Consider the following 14,844-nt stretch of genomic DNA (forward strand, 5'->3'; position numbering starts at 1 on the left):
GCGACCGCCCCCGGACATCATGACCGACGCACCGAACGCCGTGACCGCCGCCGTCCTCGTCATCGGCGACGAGATCCTGTCGGGACGAACCAAGGACAAGAACATCGGTACGATCGCCGATTATTTGACGGCGATCGGCATCGACCTTCGCGAGGTCCGCATCGTCCCCGACGAGGCACCGATGATCGTCGAGGCGGTGAACGCCCTGCGGGCGCGGCACACCTACCTGTTCACCACCGGCGGCATCGGCCCGACGCACGACGACATCACGGCCGATTGCGTGGCCGAGGCCTTCGGGGTCTCGATCGACGTCGACCCGCGGGCGCGCGCCATGCTGCTCGAGCGGATCAAGCCGGAGGACCTCAACGCCGCGCGGCTCCGCATGGCCCGGATCCCGGCCGGGGCCGACCTGATCGCGAACCCGATCTCGAAGGCGCCGGGCTTCCGCATCGGCAACGTCTTCGTGATGGCCGGCGTGCCGGCGATCATGCAGGCGATGCTCGACAATATCGGCCCGACCCTGTCGACGGGGGCCAAGGTGATCTCGGAGACGATCGAGGTCGGCAACATCCCGGAGGGCGCCTACGCCTCCGACCTCGCGGCGCTCGCGGCCGCCCATCCGGGGGTCTCGGTCGGCTCCTATCCGTCGATGACGCCGGACGGCTTCCTCAACCGCATCGTGGTGCGGAGCAAGGACCCCGCGGCGGTCATCCGGGCGCGGGCCGAGATCGAGACCCTGGTGGCGCGCCTTCGGGGATGAGCCCCCGCAGATGCCGTCCCCGCATGCCCCGTCCCCGCATGCCCGCACGCGACTTCACGTGCGTCGCGGATCGATGAGCGTTCCCGGGCGTCGACCTCACGCGGCGCGGGCGCCGGGCGGACGGGGCGGGCTGGGGCAATGACGCGGGATCGGGCCGAGATGGTCGCCAAGCGCGACGAGATGGCGGACGCGGTGAGCGCGATCGGACGGCCGGACGCCCTCGTGCTGCACGAGGTGATCCGGCACGAGGGCGACGAGGAGCTGCGCCGGCACGGCGGGGCCCTGTTCCTGTCGGCGGTGGCGGCGGGGTTGAGCATCGCCCTCTCGCTGATCGTGCCCGGCGTGCTCAAGGCCCACCTGCCCTCCGGCGAGTGGACCGCGATCCTCACCACCATGGGTTACGCGGTCGGCTTCCTGGTCGTGGTGCTGGGGCGCCAGCAATTGTTCACCGAGAACACCATCACGCCGATCCTGCCCCTGCTGCACGACCGTTCGGCCAAGACCGCCTGGCGGGTCCTGCGCCTGTGGGCGATCGTGCTGTCCGGCAACATCCTGGCGACGGCGGCGATCGCCACGGTGCTGGCGCGCTCGGACGCGTTCGGGCCGGCCGTGACGGCGGCCTTCGCGGAGATCAGCCACCACGCCGTCGCGTTCTCCTTCGGCACCACCCTGATCAAGGCGATCTTCGCCGGCTGGATGATCGCCCTGATGGTGTGGATCCTGCCCGCGACCGGGTCGGCGGCGCCCTTCGTGATCTTCCTGATGACCTGGCTCGTCTCGCTCTGCGGCCTCGCCCACATCGTGGCGGGCTCGGTCGAGGCGTTCTTCCTCGTGGCGAACGGCACCGCCACGATGGGCGAATATGTCGTCCGGTTCTTCCTGCCGACGCTCCTCGGCAACGTCTTCGGCGGGGTCGCCCTGGTGGCGGTGCTGAATTATGGGCAGGTCGCCCCAGAGGTCGAAGAGAACCGGGAGGTCGAGGAGAACCGGGAGGTCGAGGACGAGCCGCCACCCCGTTGACCGGCCTCGCGTTTTCAGGACCGGCCGCGCGTTCTTCAGCGCCTCGCCTCGAACGCGCCCCGCACGTAGCCGTGCGAGATCAGTCGGTCGCGCCGCAGCGTCCGGCGCTCGGCCTCGCACAGATCCGTCAGGGCATCCTGGATGATGCGCCGGATCGCCAGGGCGGAATCCCCGTCGGCGGCCTCCAGATAGGCCGCGGCGATCGCCTCGACGGTCGGCGATGGCGAAGTCTCGGCGCTCGGTCGCGGGGGCATCGGCGGTCCTGTGATGCGAACAGAACAAGAACACGCCACGGGTCGCATGGTTCGGTCAAGGGTGCGGCGGTCGGATCTGAACGGAATCCCGCGCACAAGCTCTGGAACAGTTCATGAACGCACCCGCATGGTACGGGCTCGGCAGGGCCGGACGATCCCGCCGGCCCGCCCCGCGGAGGCCGTACACCCGTGTTGCCCCATCTTCCGACGCGCCCTGCTCCGACGCGCGCGCTCCCGACGCGCCCAATCCTGGCGCGCCCCATCCTGACGCGCCCCATCCTGACGCGTCTTGCCGGACTAAGCGCCCTGGCGCTCGTGGCCGGCCCGGCCCTCGCCGCCGATTTCGACGGGGCCTATCCGCCGCCCCGGCCCGAATACGGGGCCGAGTTCGAGCGGCGCCCCCCGCCCCCGGTCTTCCAAGCGCCGCGCTTCAGCGCCGGGCCCCGCTTCGAGCCGCCGCCGGCCGACGAATGCCGGACCTTCGTGAAGCGCCGCTTCGACGCCGACGGGGAGGAGGTGGTGCGCCGCGTCCGGGTCTGCGACGCGCGGCCGGGCTTCGGCCGCGGCCCCCGCTTCGGGCCCGGCCATCTCGGGGGCGACGGCTACGGGCCGCCGCCCTTCCCGCCGCAGGAGGTCGCGCCGCGGGACCTGCCGCCGCGGGACCTGCCGCCGCGGGAGGTCCCGGAGGGACTCTGGGGCGGCCCGCGCTGGTGATTGTGCCGACTCGGTCTCCGCCTCGATCGGCGCAGGCCGATCAGGCCCGGATCGGCACCTTCTTGAGGGCGGCCGCGAAGGCCTTGAGCTGGCGGTTCAGGTCCGCCAGCTCGTTCAGCGCGATGGTCTTGTGGCCATCCTTGACCGCGCGCTCGATGTCCTCGACCTGTACGGCGACGAGACGCCTCAGCGCGTCGGCGATCTGTTCCCGCATCATCGGCGCTCCCCGTGTCTCCTGCGGTTGGCTCTCGGCTCCGTGATAGGGCCACATGCTTAACCGCTGGTTTTCCCGGGGGGGGGTCTGCGCCCCCGGGTCGGGGATCTGCGCCCCCCGGGGTCGGGGGCGCCGCGGACCCGGTCAGGTGCGCCAGGGATGGTCCGGCAGCTCGGTGGCGCCGATCGCGCTGGCCCCGGCCTCCGCCACCGTGTGGTCGTTCTCGACGGTGGAGCCGCTGACCCCGATGGCGCCGGACATCACCCCGTCCTTGTCGACGATCGGGATGCCGCCCGGGAAGGTGATCAGCCCGTCATTCGAGTGCTCGATGCCGAAGAGCGGGCCGCCGGGCTGCGACAGCTGCCCGATCTGGCCGGTCTTCATGCCGAAGAACAGGGCGGTCTTGGCCTTCTTCTGCGCGATGTCGATGGAGCCGACCCAGGCGTCGTCCATCCGGTGGAAGGCCTTCAGGTTGCCGCCCGAATCCACCACCGCGATGCACATCTGGGTGTCGAGCGAGACGGCCTTGGCGCGCGCGGCCTCGATCGCCTTCTGGGCTTCTTCCATCGTGACGTGCATGGCGTGGTCTCCTCGAAGCGGGGCCGCACGGCGCGGCCCCTGCGCAATGGTTAGATGTGGCGGCCGGTTCCGTCATCGGGACGGCGGGCGAGCCATGTCACCGACGCGTAGGCCCCGAGCCAGGACCCCAGCGCGGCGAACAGGACGTAGATCGCGTTCTGCGTGTAGCTGATGACCGCGAAGGCGGAGAGCAGGTACCAGACCGCGCTCCAGTTGGCGGCGCGCACCCGGTGCCGGGCCGTCACGGCGGCGTTGAAGAACACGTAGGCCGCGTCCGTCACCCCGGTGGCGAGGACGACCCCGAGCGCGATCAGCGGATCGACGCTCGTGACCGTCAGGATGGCGAGGTCCGGGCTCGGAACGGTCATGGCCGCTGCCTCCGCTCTGGTGGGTCCGCTTCCCCGCGGGCGGCGCGACGCGCCCCCTACTGGGCCGACATCGCGTTGGCCTTCTCGATCAGCGCCTCGGCCATGCGGATCGAGGCGATGTCGATGAGGCGGCCGTCGAGGGAGACGGCGCCGCGGCCGGCCTTGGCGGCCTCTTCCATGGCCTCCAGGATGCGGCGGGCCTTGCCGACCTCGGCCTCGGAGGGGGTGAACACCTCGTTGGCGAGGTCGATCTGGCTCGGGTGGATCGCCCACTTGCCCTCGAAGCCGAGGGCGGCGCAGCGGCGGGCCGCCGAGAGGTAGCCGTCGGGATCCGAGAAGTCGCCGAAGGGGCCGTCGATCGGGCGCAGGCCGTAGGCGCGGCAGGCCACCAGCATGCGGGCCTGGGCGAACAGCCACGGGTCCTGCCAGTGGGTCTGGCGGTTGCCGGCCTCGTCCTTGTCGGTCAGCACGCTGTAATCCTGGTTCACGCCGCCGATGACGGTGGAGCGGGCGCGCGTCGAGGCCGCGTAGTCGGCGACGCCGAAGGACATCGCCTCGAGGCGCTTCGAGGATTGGGCGATCGCCTCGACATTGGCCATGCCGAGGGCGGTCTCGATCAGGACCTCGAAGCCGATCGCCTTCTCGCGCTTCTTGGCCTGCTCGATCTGGGTCACCAGCACGTCGATGGCGTAGACGTCGGCCGGCACGCCGACCTTGGGGATCAGGATCATGTCGAGGCGCGGACAGGCCTCGACGATGTCGACCACGTCGCGGTACATGTAGTGGGTGTCGAGACCGTTGATGCGGATCATCATGGTCTTGGTGCCCCAGTCGATCTCGTTGAGCGCCTGGATGATGTTGGTGCGGGCCCGCTCCTTGTCGTCGGGGGCGACCGCGTCCTCGAGGTCGAGGAAGATCACGTCGGCCTTCGAGGCCGCGGACTTCTCCATGAAGGTCGGGTTCGAGCCCGGGACCGCGAGTTCGGAGCGGTGCAGGCGCGGAGTGGCCTGCTGGATCAGGGTAAAGCTCATGGGATGCCTCCTGTTGGACGTCTGGGGTCGGGGGGAAACTGGGTCGGCGCCGGCGCGCAGCTAGGGCGCGGGGCGGGAGGTTTTCAACGGGCCGTCCGGCGGGCCGCGAGACAGCGCGGTCGGATCGTTCTGGATCGGGCCCCGCTCATCCCGTGGCCCCGAAGCCGACCGCGATGCAGTTGATCGACAGCAGGAGGGCGGACTTCACCGCCTCGCGCTGGTCCTCGTCCTCCTCGGCGCGGAAGCGGCGCAGGAGCTCGACCTGCTCGCGGCTGACCTGGTTGATGGTCGGCAGCCGCTCGTTGAGCCGGTCGCGGAACAGGGGGAAGCGCTCGGCGGGCACCCGGTCGCCGCTGACACGCACCGCCATCTCGCAGGTGAGGCGGTACTCGGCCTCGATCAGCGCGAAGATGTTCTCGCGGGCCTCCGCGTCGGGCACCAGGCTGGCATAGTCCCGGGCGATCTCGAGATCGACCATCAGGAGGGTCTTCTCGACCTCGTCCATGATCAGGCGGAACAGGCGCGATTCCCGGAACATGCGCCTGAGCTGCGCCTCGCCCTGGGCGCCCCGCACCTCGAGGAAGCTCTGCAGCCCCGAGCCGACGCCGTACCAGCCCGTGATGACGTGCCGGTTCTGCGCCCAGGCGAAGACCCAGGGGATCGCCCTGAGGTCGCCGAGGGAGCGCGCCCCGAAGCGCCGGGCCGGGCGCGAGCCGATATTGAGGAGCGCGATCTCGTCGAGGGGGCTCGCGGCGCCGAAATAGGTGACGAGGTCGGGGTGCTGGATCAGGTTGACGTAGGCCGCCCGGCTCGCCCCCGAGAAGGCCTCCAGCACGTCGTCGAACTCGGCCCGGGGCACGGAGGCGGCCTCGCGCTCGGAATTCAGCGCGTGGGCGAAGACCGAGGAGGCCAGGAGCTCCATCTGGTAGGCGGCGGTGCCGCGGTTGGCGTATTTGAACGACACCACCTCGCCCTGCTCGGTGGTGCGGAAGCGCCCGTTGATCGAGCCCGGCGGCTGGGCCGCGATGGCGCGGGCGGTCGGGGCCCCGCCCCGGCTGACCGAGCCGCCGCGGCCGTGGAAGAAGGCGATCGGCACGCCGAGATGCTTGCCCAGCACGGTCAGCTTCGACTGCGCCTTGTAGAGCTCCCAGTTCGAGGCGACGAAGCCGCCGTCCTTGTTCGAATCCGAGTAGCCGATCATCACCTCCTGCACCCCGCCCTGCCAGCGGGTGGAGCGGCGCACCACCGGCACGCTCAGGAGTTCCTTCATGATGACGGGCGCGGCGCGCAGGTCGTCGATGGTCTCGAACAGGGGCACGATCGGCAGCGGGCAGATCTCGGTGCCCGCCGCGTCGAGGAAGATGCCGGCCTCCTTGGCGAGCAGGTAGGCCCCGAGGATGTCGGGCACCGAGCGGGTCATCGACAGGATGAAGGCGCCGAAGGCCTCGCGGTCCAGTTGCTCGCGCATCTCGCCGACGAGGGCGAAGGTCTCCAGCGTCTCGCGGGCGTCGTCGGGCAGGTCCTCGAAGCTGCGCTCGGGGTTGCGGGGCTTGGCCAGCTCGGCGAGGAGCCACGCCTTCCAGTCCGGCGCCGCGATGTCGGGCGGGGCCTTCGGGCCGTGCTGCTGCTGCCACAGGGCCTGCAGGGTCCGGGTGGTGCGGGTGGTGTTCTCGCGCAGGTCGAGCCGGACGGTGGAGAAGCGGAAGATCTCGACCATGCGGCGCACCGGCCGAACGAGGTCGATCGCCAGCGAGGTGCACTTGGCGTCCGAAAGCCCCTGCTCCAGCACCCGCAGGTCGTTGATGAGGCCGTCGGCGCTCGGGTAATCCGGCCCCGTCGACTTGCGGCCCTCGTTGCGGGCGATGGTCGCCTCGATCTTGCGCAGGATGCAGGTGAGGAACTGCCGGAAGGCCTCGCCGGGGTTGCGGCCCGCGATCGCCTTGGCGTCGCCGCTCTCGGCGAGGAGGTGCGCCAGCTCGCGCCGGAAGGACTCGGGCACCGGCAGGGAGCGCTCGGTGAGCGAGAGCATGCGGCCGAGGCCGTTCACCCCGTCGCGGTAGCGCTGCAGCGACGCGAGGGCGTTGCGCTGCAGGGTGGCCCGGGTGACGCTCGCGGTGACGTAGGGGTTGCCGTCCCGGTCGCCGCCGATCCAGGAGCCGAACTGGAAGAAGGCCGGCACCTCGAACTTCTCGTCCGGGTAGTATTGCGTCAGGCTCTCCTCCAGGGAGTAGAGCACCTCGGGCAGCATCTCGAACAGGGTCTCGTCGAAGAAGTGCAGGCCCCAGGCGACCTCGCGCTCGACGGTCGGCTTCTCGAGATGCAGCTCGCCCGTCATCCAGACCAGCTCGATCTGGTCGCGCAGGTCGTTCATCAGGCCGTTGCGCTCGCGCTCGGTCCAGCGCGGCAGCTCGAGCTCGCGCAGCAGCAGGTAGATCCGGCGGAACTTCTCCAGCACCGTGACGCGCTTGCCCTCGGTCGGATGCGCCGTGATGGTCGGGCGGATGCGCAGGTCCTTGAGCAGCCCGTGGATCTGATCGGCCCCGATGCCGGCCCCGGCCGCCTCGCACAGGACCTTGCTGAAGCTGCCCCCGAGCGCCTCCCGGCCCTCGTTGCGCTCGATGTGGCGGCGCCGGCGCATGGCGGCGTTCTGCTCGGCGATGGAGAGCAGTTGGAACCAGATGCCCTGCACCTGGAGCGCGCGCGCCAGGAGCTCGGGGGTGAATTCCGAGATGTTGGCGTGGCCGTGCAGCACCGCCTCGAGCTCGGGCTCGTGGCGCCGGGCGACGTCCAGGAGGGCGTGGAACAGGATGTCGAGCGCCTCCTTGGAGGAGGTGCCGGTGATCACCGGGGGGGCGAAGATCGGCGCGACGGCGGCGCCCGGCGAAGCGTGCAGCGTCTGGGTCATGGGATGGTCTCCTGGGCCTGTCCCGCACGGCGGCGCGGCGGCGCGCCTCCCCACCCGGACCGGGCGGGCCCGGTCCGGGTGGGGAGGCGCCGGGAAATGGGGGCGATGCCGGATTGGGCTCGGCGGTGCCGTCACCACCCCCATCCCTGCCCCTCCCCGCCGCGCGGGAAGGGGAACACGTCGCGGGGCTCAGGCGGCCCGCTGGCTCATCACCTGCGCCACGGTGAGCCCGAAGGAGCCGGGATCGGGCGCCACGGTGAGGCCGTAGGAGCGCATGATCTCGGCCTTCTCGGCGGCGCTGTCGCCGGTCGCCGAGATGATGGCGCCGGCATGCCCCATGCGGCGGCCCTTGGGGGCCGTGAGGCCCGCCACGAACCCGATCACGGGCTTCGACATGTTCTGCTTGATCCAGGCCGAGGCCTCGGCCTCCTGGGGACCGCCGATCTCGCCGATCATCAGCACCGCGTGGGTGTCCGGGTCCTGCTCGAACAGGGCGAGGTGGTCGAGGAAGGAGGAGCCGTTGATCGGGTCGCCGCCGATGCCGACCGAGGTCGAGATGCCGATGTTCTGGGCCATCATCTGCGAGGCGGCCTCGTAGCCGAGGGTGCCCGAGCGCGAGATGATGCCGACATTGCCCTGCAGGTAGATGTGCCCCGGCATGATGCCGAGCATCGACTTGCCGGGCGAGATGATGCCGGCGCAGTTCGGGCCCACCACCATCGAGCGGCGGTCCTTGGGGTAGCGCATCAGGTAGCGCTTCACCCGCATCATGTCCTGGGCCGGGATGCCGTCGGTGATCGAGCAGATCAGCCGGATGCCGGCATCCGCCGCCTCCATGATGGCGTCCGCCGCGAAGGGGGGCGCCACGAAGGTGATCGAGGTGGTGGCGCCGGTCTCGCGCACCGCCTCCTTGACGGTGTCGAAGACCGGGACCCCCACATGGGTCCTGCCGCCCTTGCCCGGCGTGACGCCGCCGACGACGTTCGAGCCGTAGGCGATCATCTCCTGGGCGTGGAAGGTGCCCTTGTCGCCGGTGATGCCCTGGACGAGGATCGGGGTCTTCTCGTCGATGAGGATGCTCATGATGTGTCTCCGCTCGTGCCGGTTCGGTGGACGCGCCGTCGGTGATCGCGTCGTCAGTGAGCGCGCTTGGCGTCGCTGCAGGCCTGGACGGCCTTCCGGGCGGCTTCCGTCAGGGTGTCGGCGGTGATGAGGTCGAGCCCGCTCTCGGAGAGGATCTTCTGGCCGGCCTCCACGTTCGTGCCGGCGAGGCGGACGATGAGGGGCACCTCGATCTGGACCTCGCGCGCCGCCTTGACGACGCCCTCCGCGATCCAGTCGCAGCGGTTGATGCCCGCGAAGATGTTGACGAGGATCGCCTTCACGTTGCGGTCCGAGAGGACGAGGCGGAAGGCGGTGGCGACGCGCTCGGGGCTCGCCCCGCCGCCGACGTCGAGGAAGTTCGCCGGCTCGCCGCCCGCGTGCTTGATCATGTCCATGGTGGCCATGGCGAGGCCGGCGCCGTTGACGATGCAGCCGATCTCGCCCTCGAGGCCGATATAGTTGAGGTTGTGCTCGGCCGCCTGCGCCTCGCGCGGGTCCCCCTGCGAGGGGTCGTGCATGTCCGCGATGTTGCGGCGGCGGAACATGGCGTTGTCGTCGAAGGACATCTTGGCGTCGAGGGCCAGCACCCGGTCGTCCTTGGTGACCACCAGCGGATTGATCTCCAGCATGGTGCCGTCGCAGTCGCGGAACGCCCGGTAGGCGTTCATGATCGTCTTCACCGCCGCCGAGACCTGCTTGATGTTGAGGCCGAGCTGGAACGCGATCTCGCGGGCCTGGAACTGCTGCAGGCCGACCGCCGGCTCCACCACCACCTGGATCAGGGCCTCGGGCTCGCTCGCGGCGATCTCCTCGATGTCCATGCCGCCGCGCTGGCTCGCGATGACGCGGACGCGCTCGGCCTTCCGGTCGAGGACGTAGCCGAGATAGAGCTCGCGCTCGAACGGGTCGGCGGTCTCGACGTAGACGCGCTGGACGGGCTTGCCCTCGGGGCCGGTCTGGATCGTCACCAGGCGCTTGCCGAGGAGCTCCTTCGCCGCGTCGCGGACCTCGTTGTAGGTGCGGCAGAGCTTGATCCCGCCGGCCTTGCCGCGGGCGCCCGCGTGGATCTGCGCCTTCACCGCCCAGAAGGAGCCGCCGAGTTCCGTCGCCGCGTAGACCGCCTGGTCCGGGCTGAAGGCCACGGCGCCCTTGGGCACGGCGACGCCGAAGCCCGCGAGCAGTTCCTTGGCTTGATACTCGTGAACGTCCATCTGAGACCTCCTTGCCGTTTCCTTCGGAGGATCATCCCGCAAATTTCTTTTCGCGGGAAGCGCTCCTGTTTTAATATTTTTTTGCACTCTCTTTGAGTCTGCCTTGAAGGGCGACCGGAATGCTTCCGTATTCAGCTCGGGATTCAGTTCTGGGCCATCCCCGGCCCGTCGAGCCGGGGATGAATGCGCTGTGCCGGCTCAGTTCACCTTTCAGTTCACCTTGCCCTTGACCACCTCGTAGACCCTCTCGTTCAGCGCGCCCGCCTCGCCGAGGAGGGTCTCCAGCGCCGTCAGGCGCTCGTCCGCGAAGGCGCGGTCGTCCAGGCCCTTGGCGTTGACGTAGACGTTGAGGGCGGCGCTGCGCAGGCCCGCATAGGCCGAGAGCACGGCCACGCCCGCATCCGAGATGACGTTGAGGTTGCCCTTCTGGGCCACGGTCTCGGCGAGGTCGATGACGGCGCGGCAGGCCCGGCAGCAGGCCAGCGGCACGTCGGTGGCGGTCTTGAGCGCCGCCTGGATCCTCTCGGCGCGGTCGGCCTTCTGGGCGTCCGTCTCCTTCGGCAGGCCGTAGGCGCCCATCACGGCGTCGAAGGCCGCGACGTCGTCGGCGATCATGCCGGTGAGCTCGGCGCGCAGCGCCTCGGACTTGGCCAGGATCTGCTTCAGCTCGCCCTCGACCTCGACGTATTTCTTCTTGCCGATGGTGAGGTTGCACACCATCGACACCAGCGCCGCCCCCATGGCGCCCGAGATGGCGGCGGCGCCGCCGCCGCCGGGGGTCGGGGCCGCGCTCGCCAGCCCGTCGAGGAAGTTCCGGATGGTCTCGTTCTCGGCCATCGACCCCTCCCTCAGGCCATCTTCTTGGCCAGGGCGTAGATCTCCTCGGCATCGAGCACCTGCTCGGTGTTGTCGAAGAGCTGGCCGACGCAGGCGCGGTGGAGCTTGAGCTTCAGGCCGCCGATGCCGAGGGCCCCGAAGACGCGCTTGCCGTTGCGCTCCTTGCCCTTGTCCATGGCGTCGATGCCGCCGAAGCCGAGGGGGGGCTGGGCGTTGTAATCGGCCAGGAACTCGATGCCGGACTCGTCCTTCCAGACCTCCTCCGGCAGCAATTCGAGGCCGATGGCGCCGGCCGAGAACACGAGGTTCTGGCCCCGCACGAGCTTGGCGCGCGAGCCCGCATCCGGGGTCTCGGCCGCCGCGATCTTGACGTTGAAGCGCTTGCTGACGGCCTCGGCCGCGGCCTGGGCCTTGTCGAGCTGGCGCCCGGCCAGGATCACCTCGGCGCCCTCCTTGGCGAGCAGCGCCGCCGAGCGCATGCCGACGGGGCCGGTGCCCGCGAGCACGACCGCCTTCTTGCCCTCGAGGGAGCCCGCCGCCTTGGCCACGAGGGCGACGCCCGCGGCCGCGGTGGTGTTCGAGCCGTTCGAGTCGAGCATGGTCGAGACCCGGAAGGGCCCGAAGAAGCGCTTCCTGACCGCCGCCAGCACCGCCTCGCCGGCCGCCATGTTGCCGCCGCCGACGAAGATCGCGGTCGACTTCTTCTCCGAGCCGCCGCGGGTGTAGATCGTTCCGTCGACCAGCGCGCCGACATTCTCCGGCGTGACCCCGCCGTAGCCCGTGATGTGGTCGGCGCCGCCGTCGTAGCCGACGACCGTGTCGAAGACGCTCGGCACCGCATCCGTGTCGAACAGGAAGAGCAGCTTCTTCATTTTCTTGTCCCTTCACCCGCGTCAGCGCGCGGTTCAGCGTTTCCCGAGCGGGCGCACGCGCCCGGTTTGGTCCCGGCAGGTTCCGGGCGAGCCCGCCCGGTCGTCGTCCCGTCCTGCCGGCCTCGCCGCGGCCCGGGGCCGGACGGCCCGGCGGACCCGCCCGCGGGCCGGCCTCCTCAGCCCTCGACGACGTTCTGCGGCTTGCCGGCGACGTAAGCCTCGACGTTGTCGACGAGCTGGTCGGCGAGGATCTGCATCGCCTGCTTGCTGGCCCAGGCCACGTGCGGGGTGACGATCAGGTTCGGCAGGTCGGCATCGGCCAGGACGTTGCCGTCCTTCGGGGGCTCCTGCGCCACCACGTCGAAGCCCGCCCCCGCGATGGTGCCGTCCTTGAGAGCCTCCAGGAGCGCCGCCTCGTCCACGAGGCCGCCGCGGGCGGTGTTGATCAGGATGGCGGTGCGCTTCATCTTCGCGAGCTCGTCGCGGCCGATCATGTTCTTGGTCTCGGGCGTCAGCGGCACGTGCAGCGTGATGACGTCGGACTGGGACAGGATCGTCTCGAAGTCGACGAGGCCCTCCTGCGGGAACACGTCGTAGGCGATGACCTTCATGCCGAGCGCCTCGGCCCGCTTGCCGATCGACTTGCCGAGGGCGCCGTAGCCGACGATGCCGAGCGTCGAGCCGGCGATGTCGTAGATCGGGTAGTCGAAGTAGCAGAACTGGGTCGATTTCGACCAATCGCCCCGGCGCACCGAGTTGGCGTAGGGGACGATCGCCCGGCGCAGCGCGAACATCAGCGCCACGACGTGCTCGGGCACGGTGTTGAAGGCGTAGTTGCGGATGTTGACGACCGTGATGCCCTGCTGCTTGGCCTGGGCCTTGTCGACGACGTCGGTGCCGGTCGCCGCCACGGCGATCAGCTTGAGCCTGGGCAGCCGCTTCAGGGTCTCGGCCCGCATCGGCACCTTGTTGATCAGGGCGATGTCGGCATCCTGCAGGCGCTCGACGATCTCGTCGGGCGTCCAGGTCGACTCGTACTCCGTATACGCGTGCGGGAAGCTGAATTCGCGCACGGTGGCGTCGAGGGATTCGCGGTCGAGGAAGACGATCTTGTGCGTCATGGAGAACCCCTTTCAGAACCCGGGCGGCCGGGGGTGGCGTCCGCCCGGCCTTCATCCGTGTGTTGGCGCGAAGCGGGGCCGCCCTGGCAGCGGCCCCGCCCCGGTGATCCACTACGCCTTCGCGAGGGGGTTCTCGCGCAGGTAGCTCGAGGCGGCCGCGACCCCGGAGCCGGGGGTCACCGTCACGCCGTTGTCGAGCATCGCCATCTCGGCCCCCGCGATGGCGGCGAGGAGCTGCAGCTCGTTCAGGTCGCCGACATGGCCGATGCGGAACACCTTGCCGGCCACCTCCGACAGCCCCGCGCCGAGGGCGAGGTTGTAGCGGACATAGGCGTGCTTGATGATCTTGGCGGCGTCGACGCCCTCCGGCACGACGATCGCCGTGACGGTGTCGGAGTTCCACTGGGGCTCCTTGGCGCAGGTCTTGAGGCCCCAGGCGGCCACGGCCTGGCGGGTCGCCTCCCCGAGCACGTGGTGGCGGTTGTAGACGTTCTCGAGGCCTTCCTCGAACAGGCAGGCCAGGGCCTCGCGCAGGCCGTAGAGCAGCGGCAGCGGCGGGGTGTAGGGGAAGTAGCCGGCCGGGTTCGCCTTCCGCTGGTCGGCGTAGTCGAAATAGACCTTGGCGAGGCGGTCGTTCTTGCCCGCCTGGCTCTCGGCGGCCTGCAGGCCCTTCGGGCTGATGCAGGCGACGCCGAGGCCGGCCGGCAGCATCAGGCCCTTCTGCGAGCCGGCGATGGCCGCGTCGACCTTCCAGCCGTCGGCATCAAACGGCAGCGAGCCGATCGAGGACACGCCGTCGACGAAGAGCAGGGCCGGGTGGCCGGCCGCGTCCATCGCCTTGCGCACGGCACCGATGTCGCTGGTGACGCCCGTGGCGGTCTCGTTGTGGACCACCATGACGGCCTTGATCGCGTGGTTCTTGTCGGCGCGCAGCGCCTCCTCGATCCGCTGCGGGTTCGCGCCCGTGCCCCAGGCCTCCTCCTGCACGATCACCTCGAGGCCGAGGCGCTGCGCCATGTCGATCCAGAGGTGGCTGAACTGGCCGAAGCGGGAGGACAGGACCTTGTCGCCGCGCGCCAGGGTGTTGCACAGGGCCGATTCCCAGATGCCGGTGCCGGAGGCCGGGAACAGGAAGATGGTCCCGTCGGTCGAGCCGAACACCTTCTTGGTGTCCTCGAACAGGGGCTTCGTCAGCGAGGGGAAATCGACCGAGCGGTGATCCTCGGACTGCACCATCATCGCCCGCAGGATGCGGTCGGGGATGTTCGTCGGGCCCGGCACGAACAGATGATTACGACCCGGCCGTCTCGTTGCCGCCATGATGTTTCCTCCGATTTCCTAACTCGATGGCCGGACCGTGCGTCCGGCGCCAGGGATGATGTCAGTGAGCCAGCGTCGCTCGTGGATGCCGTGATCGTCGTGACGGCGGGTCCCTCGGCCGTAGGGGCCCGAAGGTGGTCGCGGACGGATGGTCCGGTCTTCGCGGATCTCGCCGTCTCGAGAAGGCCGGGCCGGATCAAGGGCCGCATTCCGTTCCGTCGACGTCGTCCGCCCCCAGGTCAGATCATGGTGCTGTGCGGAGCGGCAGGGCGGCAGGCGCCGCCCGCGGTCGCGGCATGGTCGCATGCCGGTCGCCTCCGAATAGCCAGAGCCTCAATGCGTCGGTCGGGCCGCGCATGCAAGCGCTCCGACGGTTCATGGACACCTTCCTTCCTGTCGCCGGCGATCCCATTGGCCGTTTCCGGCACCGGGCGAGCCCGGTGGTCTCCTTGAGCCTGATTATGACGACCTTCTCAAGGGAAGGAAAACTGAAAAAACTTGGGCGTCTGTCAAAAAAATTACGTGCACTGCAAC

General features: G+C 69.9%; 15 protein-coding genes. 3 read left to right on the forward strand and 12 right to left on the reverse strand.

The features are described 5' to 3' along the window. Positions 1-19 precede the first annotated feature (19 nt). Complete coding sequence (locus F6X51_RS04660; RefSeq protein ID WP_150962054.1) at positions 20-760, forward strand: competence/damage-inducible protein A; 741 nt, start codon at positions 20-22, stop codon at positions 758-760. Positions 761-898: 138 nt separating this feature from the next. Then, on the forward strand, positions 899-1,780 hold the full coding sequence (locus F6X51_RS04665; protein ID WP_150962055.1) for a formate/nitrite transporter family protein: 882 nt from the start codon (positions 899-901) through the stop codon (positions 1,778-1,780). 35 nt (positions 1,781-1,815) lie between these two features. Here the strand turns inward: F6X51_RS04665 and F6X51_RS04670 are convergent, their stop codons facing one another. Then, positions 1,816-2,034, reverse strand: a complete 219-nt coding sequence (locus F6X51_RS04670; RefSeq protein WP_150962056.1) for a hypothetical protein — start codon at positions 2,032-2,034, stop codon at positions 1,816-1,818. Between the two features lie 189 nt (positions 2,035-2,223). On the opposite strand from F6X51_RS04670, the gene F6X51_RS04675 reads away from it, so the two are divergent. Then, a complete protein-coding gene (locus tag F6X51_RS04675; protein WP_150962057.1) occupies positions 2,224-2,748 on the forward strand; it encodes a hypothetical protein in 525 nt (174 codons plus the stop codon). 40 nt (positions 2,749-2,788) lie between these two features. Here the strand turns inward: F6X51_RS04675 and F6X51_RS27705 are convergent, their stop codons facing one another. The 11 genes from F6X51_RS27705 to F6X51_RS04725 all read right to left on the reverse strand — a co-directional run bounded on the left by F6X51_RS27705 (position 2,789) and on the right by F6X51_RS04725 (position 14,310). Continuing rightward, on the reverse strand, positions 2,789-2,965 hold the full coding sequence (locus tag F6X51_RS27705; protein ID WP_191970011.1) for a hypothetical protein: 177 nt from the start codon (positions 2,963-2,965) through the stop codon (positions 2,789-2,791). Between the two features lie 141 nt (positions 2,966-3,106). Further along, positions 3,107-3,541, reverse strand: a complete 435-nt coding sequence (locus tag F6X51_RS04680) for a GlcG/HbpS family heme-binding protein (protein ID WP_150962058.1) — start codon at positions 3,539-3,541, stop codon at positions 3,107-3,109. Positions 3,542-3,591: 50 nt separating this feature from the next. Then, the gene (locus F6X51_RS04685; protein ID WP_150962059.1) at positions 3,592-3,909 is read right to left on the reverse strand and encodes a hypothetical protein; all 318 of its coding nucleotides are present in this window, start codon (positions 3,907-3,909) and stop codon (positions 3,592-3,594) included. A 56-nt stretch (positions 3,910-3,965) separates the two neighbouring features. Continuing rightward, entirely contained in the window at positions 3,966-4,940 is a 975-nt protein-coding gene (locus F6X51_RS04690; protein ID WP_150962060.1) for an HpcH/HpaI aldolase/citrate lyase family protein, read from the reverse strand. 145 nt (positions 4,941-5,085) lie between these two features. Further along, positions 5,086-7,845, reverse strand: coding sequence for a phosphoenolpyruvate carboxylase (locus tag F6X51_RS04695; RefSeq protein ID WP_150962061.1), 2,760 nt, complete (start codon positions 7,843-7,845; stop codon positions 5,086-5,088). A 189-nt stretch (positions 7,846-8,034) separates the two neighbouring features. Continuing rightward, positions 8,035-8,928, reverse strand: coding sequence for a succinate--CoA ligase subunit alpha (sucD, locus tag F6X51_RS04700; RefSeq protein WP_150962062.1), 894 nt, complete (start codon positions 8,926-8,928; stop codon positions 8,035-8,037). A 53-nt stretch (positions 8,929-8,981) separates the two neighbouring features. Further along, entirely contained in the window at positions 8,982-10,160 is a 1,179-nt protein-coding gene (locus tag F6X51_RS04705; protein WP_150962063.1) for a malate--CoA ligase subunit beta, read from the reverse strand. Positions 10,161-10,370: 210 nt separating this feature from the next. Then, positions 10,371-10,997, reverse strand: coding sequence for a methenyltetrahydrofolate cyclohydrolase (gene fchA, locus F6X51_RS04710; RefSeq protein WP_150962064.1), 627 nt, complete (start codon positions 10,995-10,997; stop codon positions 10,371-10,373). Between the two features lie 11 nt (positions 10,998-11,008). Then, entirely contained in the window at positions 11,009-11,869 is an 861-nt protein-coding gene (locus F6X51_RS04715) for an NADP-dependent methylenetetrahydromethanopterin/methylenetetrahydrofolate dehydrogenase (protein WP_150962065.1), read from the reverse strand. A gap of 176 nt (positions 11,870-12,045) precedes the next feature. Continuing rightward, positions 12,046-12,990: a D-2-hydroxyacid dehydrogenase gene (locus F6X51_RS04720; protein WP_150962066.1), complete on the reverse strand. Its 945-nt coding sequence runs from the start codon at positions 12,988-12,990 to the stop codon at positions 12,046-12,048. A 111-nt stretch (positions 12,991-13,101) separates the two neighbouring features. Further along, positions 13,102-14,310: an aminotransferase class V-fold PLP-dependent enzyme gene (locus tag F6X51_RS04725; RefSeq protein WP_150962067.1), complete on the reverse strand. Its 1,209-nt coding sequence runs from the start codon at positions 14,308-14,310 to the stop codon at positions 13,102-13,104. Positions 14,311-14,844 lie beyond the last annotated feature (534 nt).

The organism is Methylobacterium planeticum, from assembly GCF_008806345.1.
GTDB classification, from domain to species: domain Bacteria; phylum Pseudomonadota; class Alphaproteobacteria; order Rhizobiales; family Beijerinckiaceae; genus Methylobacterium; species Methylobacterium planeticum.

What these genes read in the sequence shown, in the direction of transcription:
- F6X51_RS04680 (WP_150962058.1), bottom strand. Translation starts at nt 3,541, where the DNA reads ATGCACGTCACGATGGAAGAAGCCCAGAAGGCGATCGAGGCCGCGCGC.
- F6X51_RS04660 (WP_150962054.1), top strand. Translation starts at nt 20, where the DNA reads ATGACCGACGCACCGAACGCCGTGACCGCCGCCGTCCTCGTCATCGGC.
- F6X51_RS04720 (WP_150962066.1), bottom strand. Translation starts at nt 12,990, where the DNA reads ATGACGCACAAGATCGTCTTCCTCGACCGCGAATCCCTCGACGCCACC.
- F6X51_RS04695 (WP_150962061.1), bottom strand. Translation starts at nt 7,845, where the DNA reads ATGACCCAGACGCTGCACGCTTCGCCGGGCGCCGCCGTCGCGCCGATC.
- F6X51_RS04665 (WP_150962055.1), top strand. Translation starts at nt 899, where the DNA reads ATGACGCGGGATCGGGCCGAGATGGTCGCCAAGCGCGACGAGATGGCG.
- F6X51_RS04690 (WP_150962060.1), bottom strand. Translation starts at nt 4,940, where the DNA reads ATGAGCTTTACCCTGATCCAGCAGGCCACTCCGCGCCTGCACCGCTCC.
- F6X51_RS27705 (WP_191970011.1), bottom strand. Translation starts at nt 2,965, where the DNA reads ATGATGCGGGAACAGATCGCCGACGCGCTGAGGCGTCTCGTCGCCGTA.
- F6X51_RS04685 (WP_150962059.1), bottom strand. Translation starts at nt 3,909, where the DNA reads ATGACCGTTCCGAGCCCGGACCTCGCCATCCTGACGGTCACGAGCGTC.
- fchA (WP_150962064.1), bottom strand. Translation starts at nt 10,997, where the DNA reads ATGGCCGAGAACGAGACCATCCGGAACTTCCTCGACGGGCTGGCGAGC.
- F6X51_RS04715 (WP_150962065.1), bottom strand. Translation starts at nt 11,869, where the DNA reads ATGAAGAAGCTGCTCTTCCTGTTCGACACGGATGCGGTGCCGAGCGTC.
- F6X51_RS04670 (WP_150962056.1), bottom strand. Translation starts at nt 2,034, where the DNA reads ATGCCCCCGCGACCGAGCGCCGAGACTTCGCCATCGCCGACCGTCGAG.
- F6X51_RS04725 (WP_150962067.1), bottom strand. Translation starts at nt 14,310, where the DNA reads ATGGCGGCAACGAGACGGCCGGGTCGTAATCATCTGTTCGTGCCGGGC.
- F6X51_RS04705 (WP_150962063.1), bottom strand. Translation starts at nt 10,160, where the DNA reads ATGGACGTTCACGAGTATCAAGCCAAGGAACTGCTCGCGGGCTTCGGC.
- sucD (WP_150962062.1), bottom strand. Translation starts at nt 8,928, where the DNA reads ATGAGCATCCTCATCGACGAGAAGACCCCGATCCTCGTCCAGGGCATC.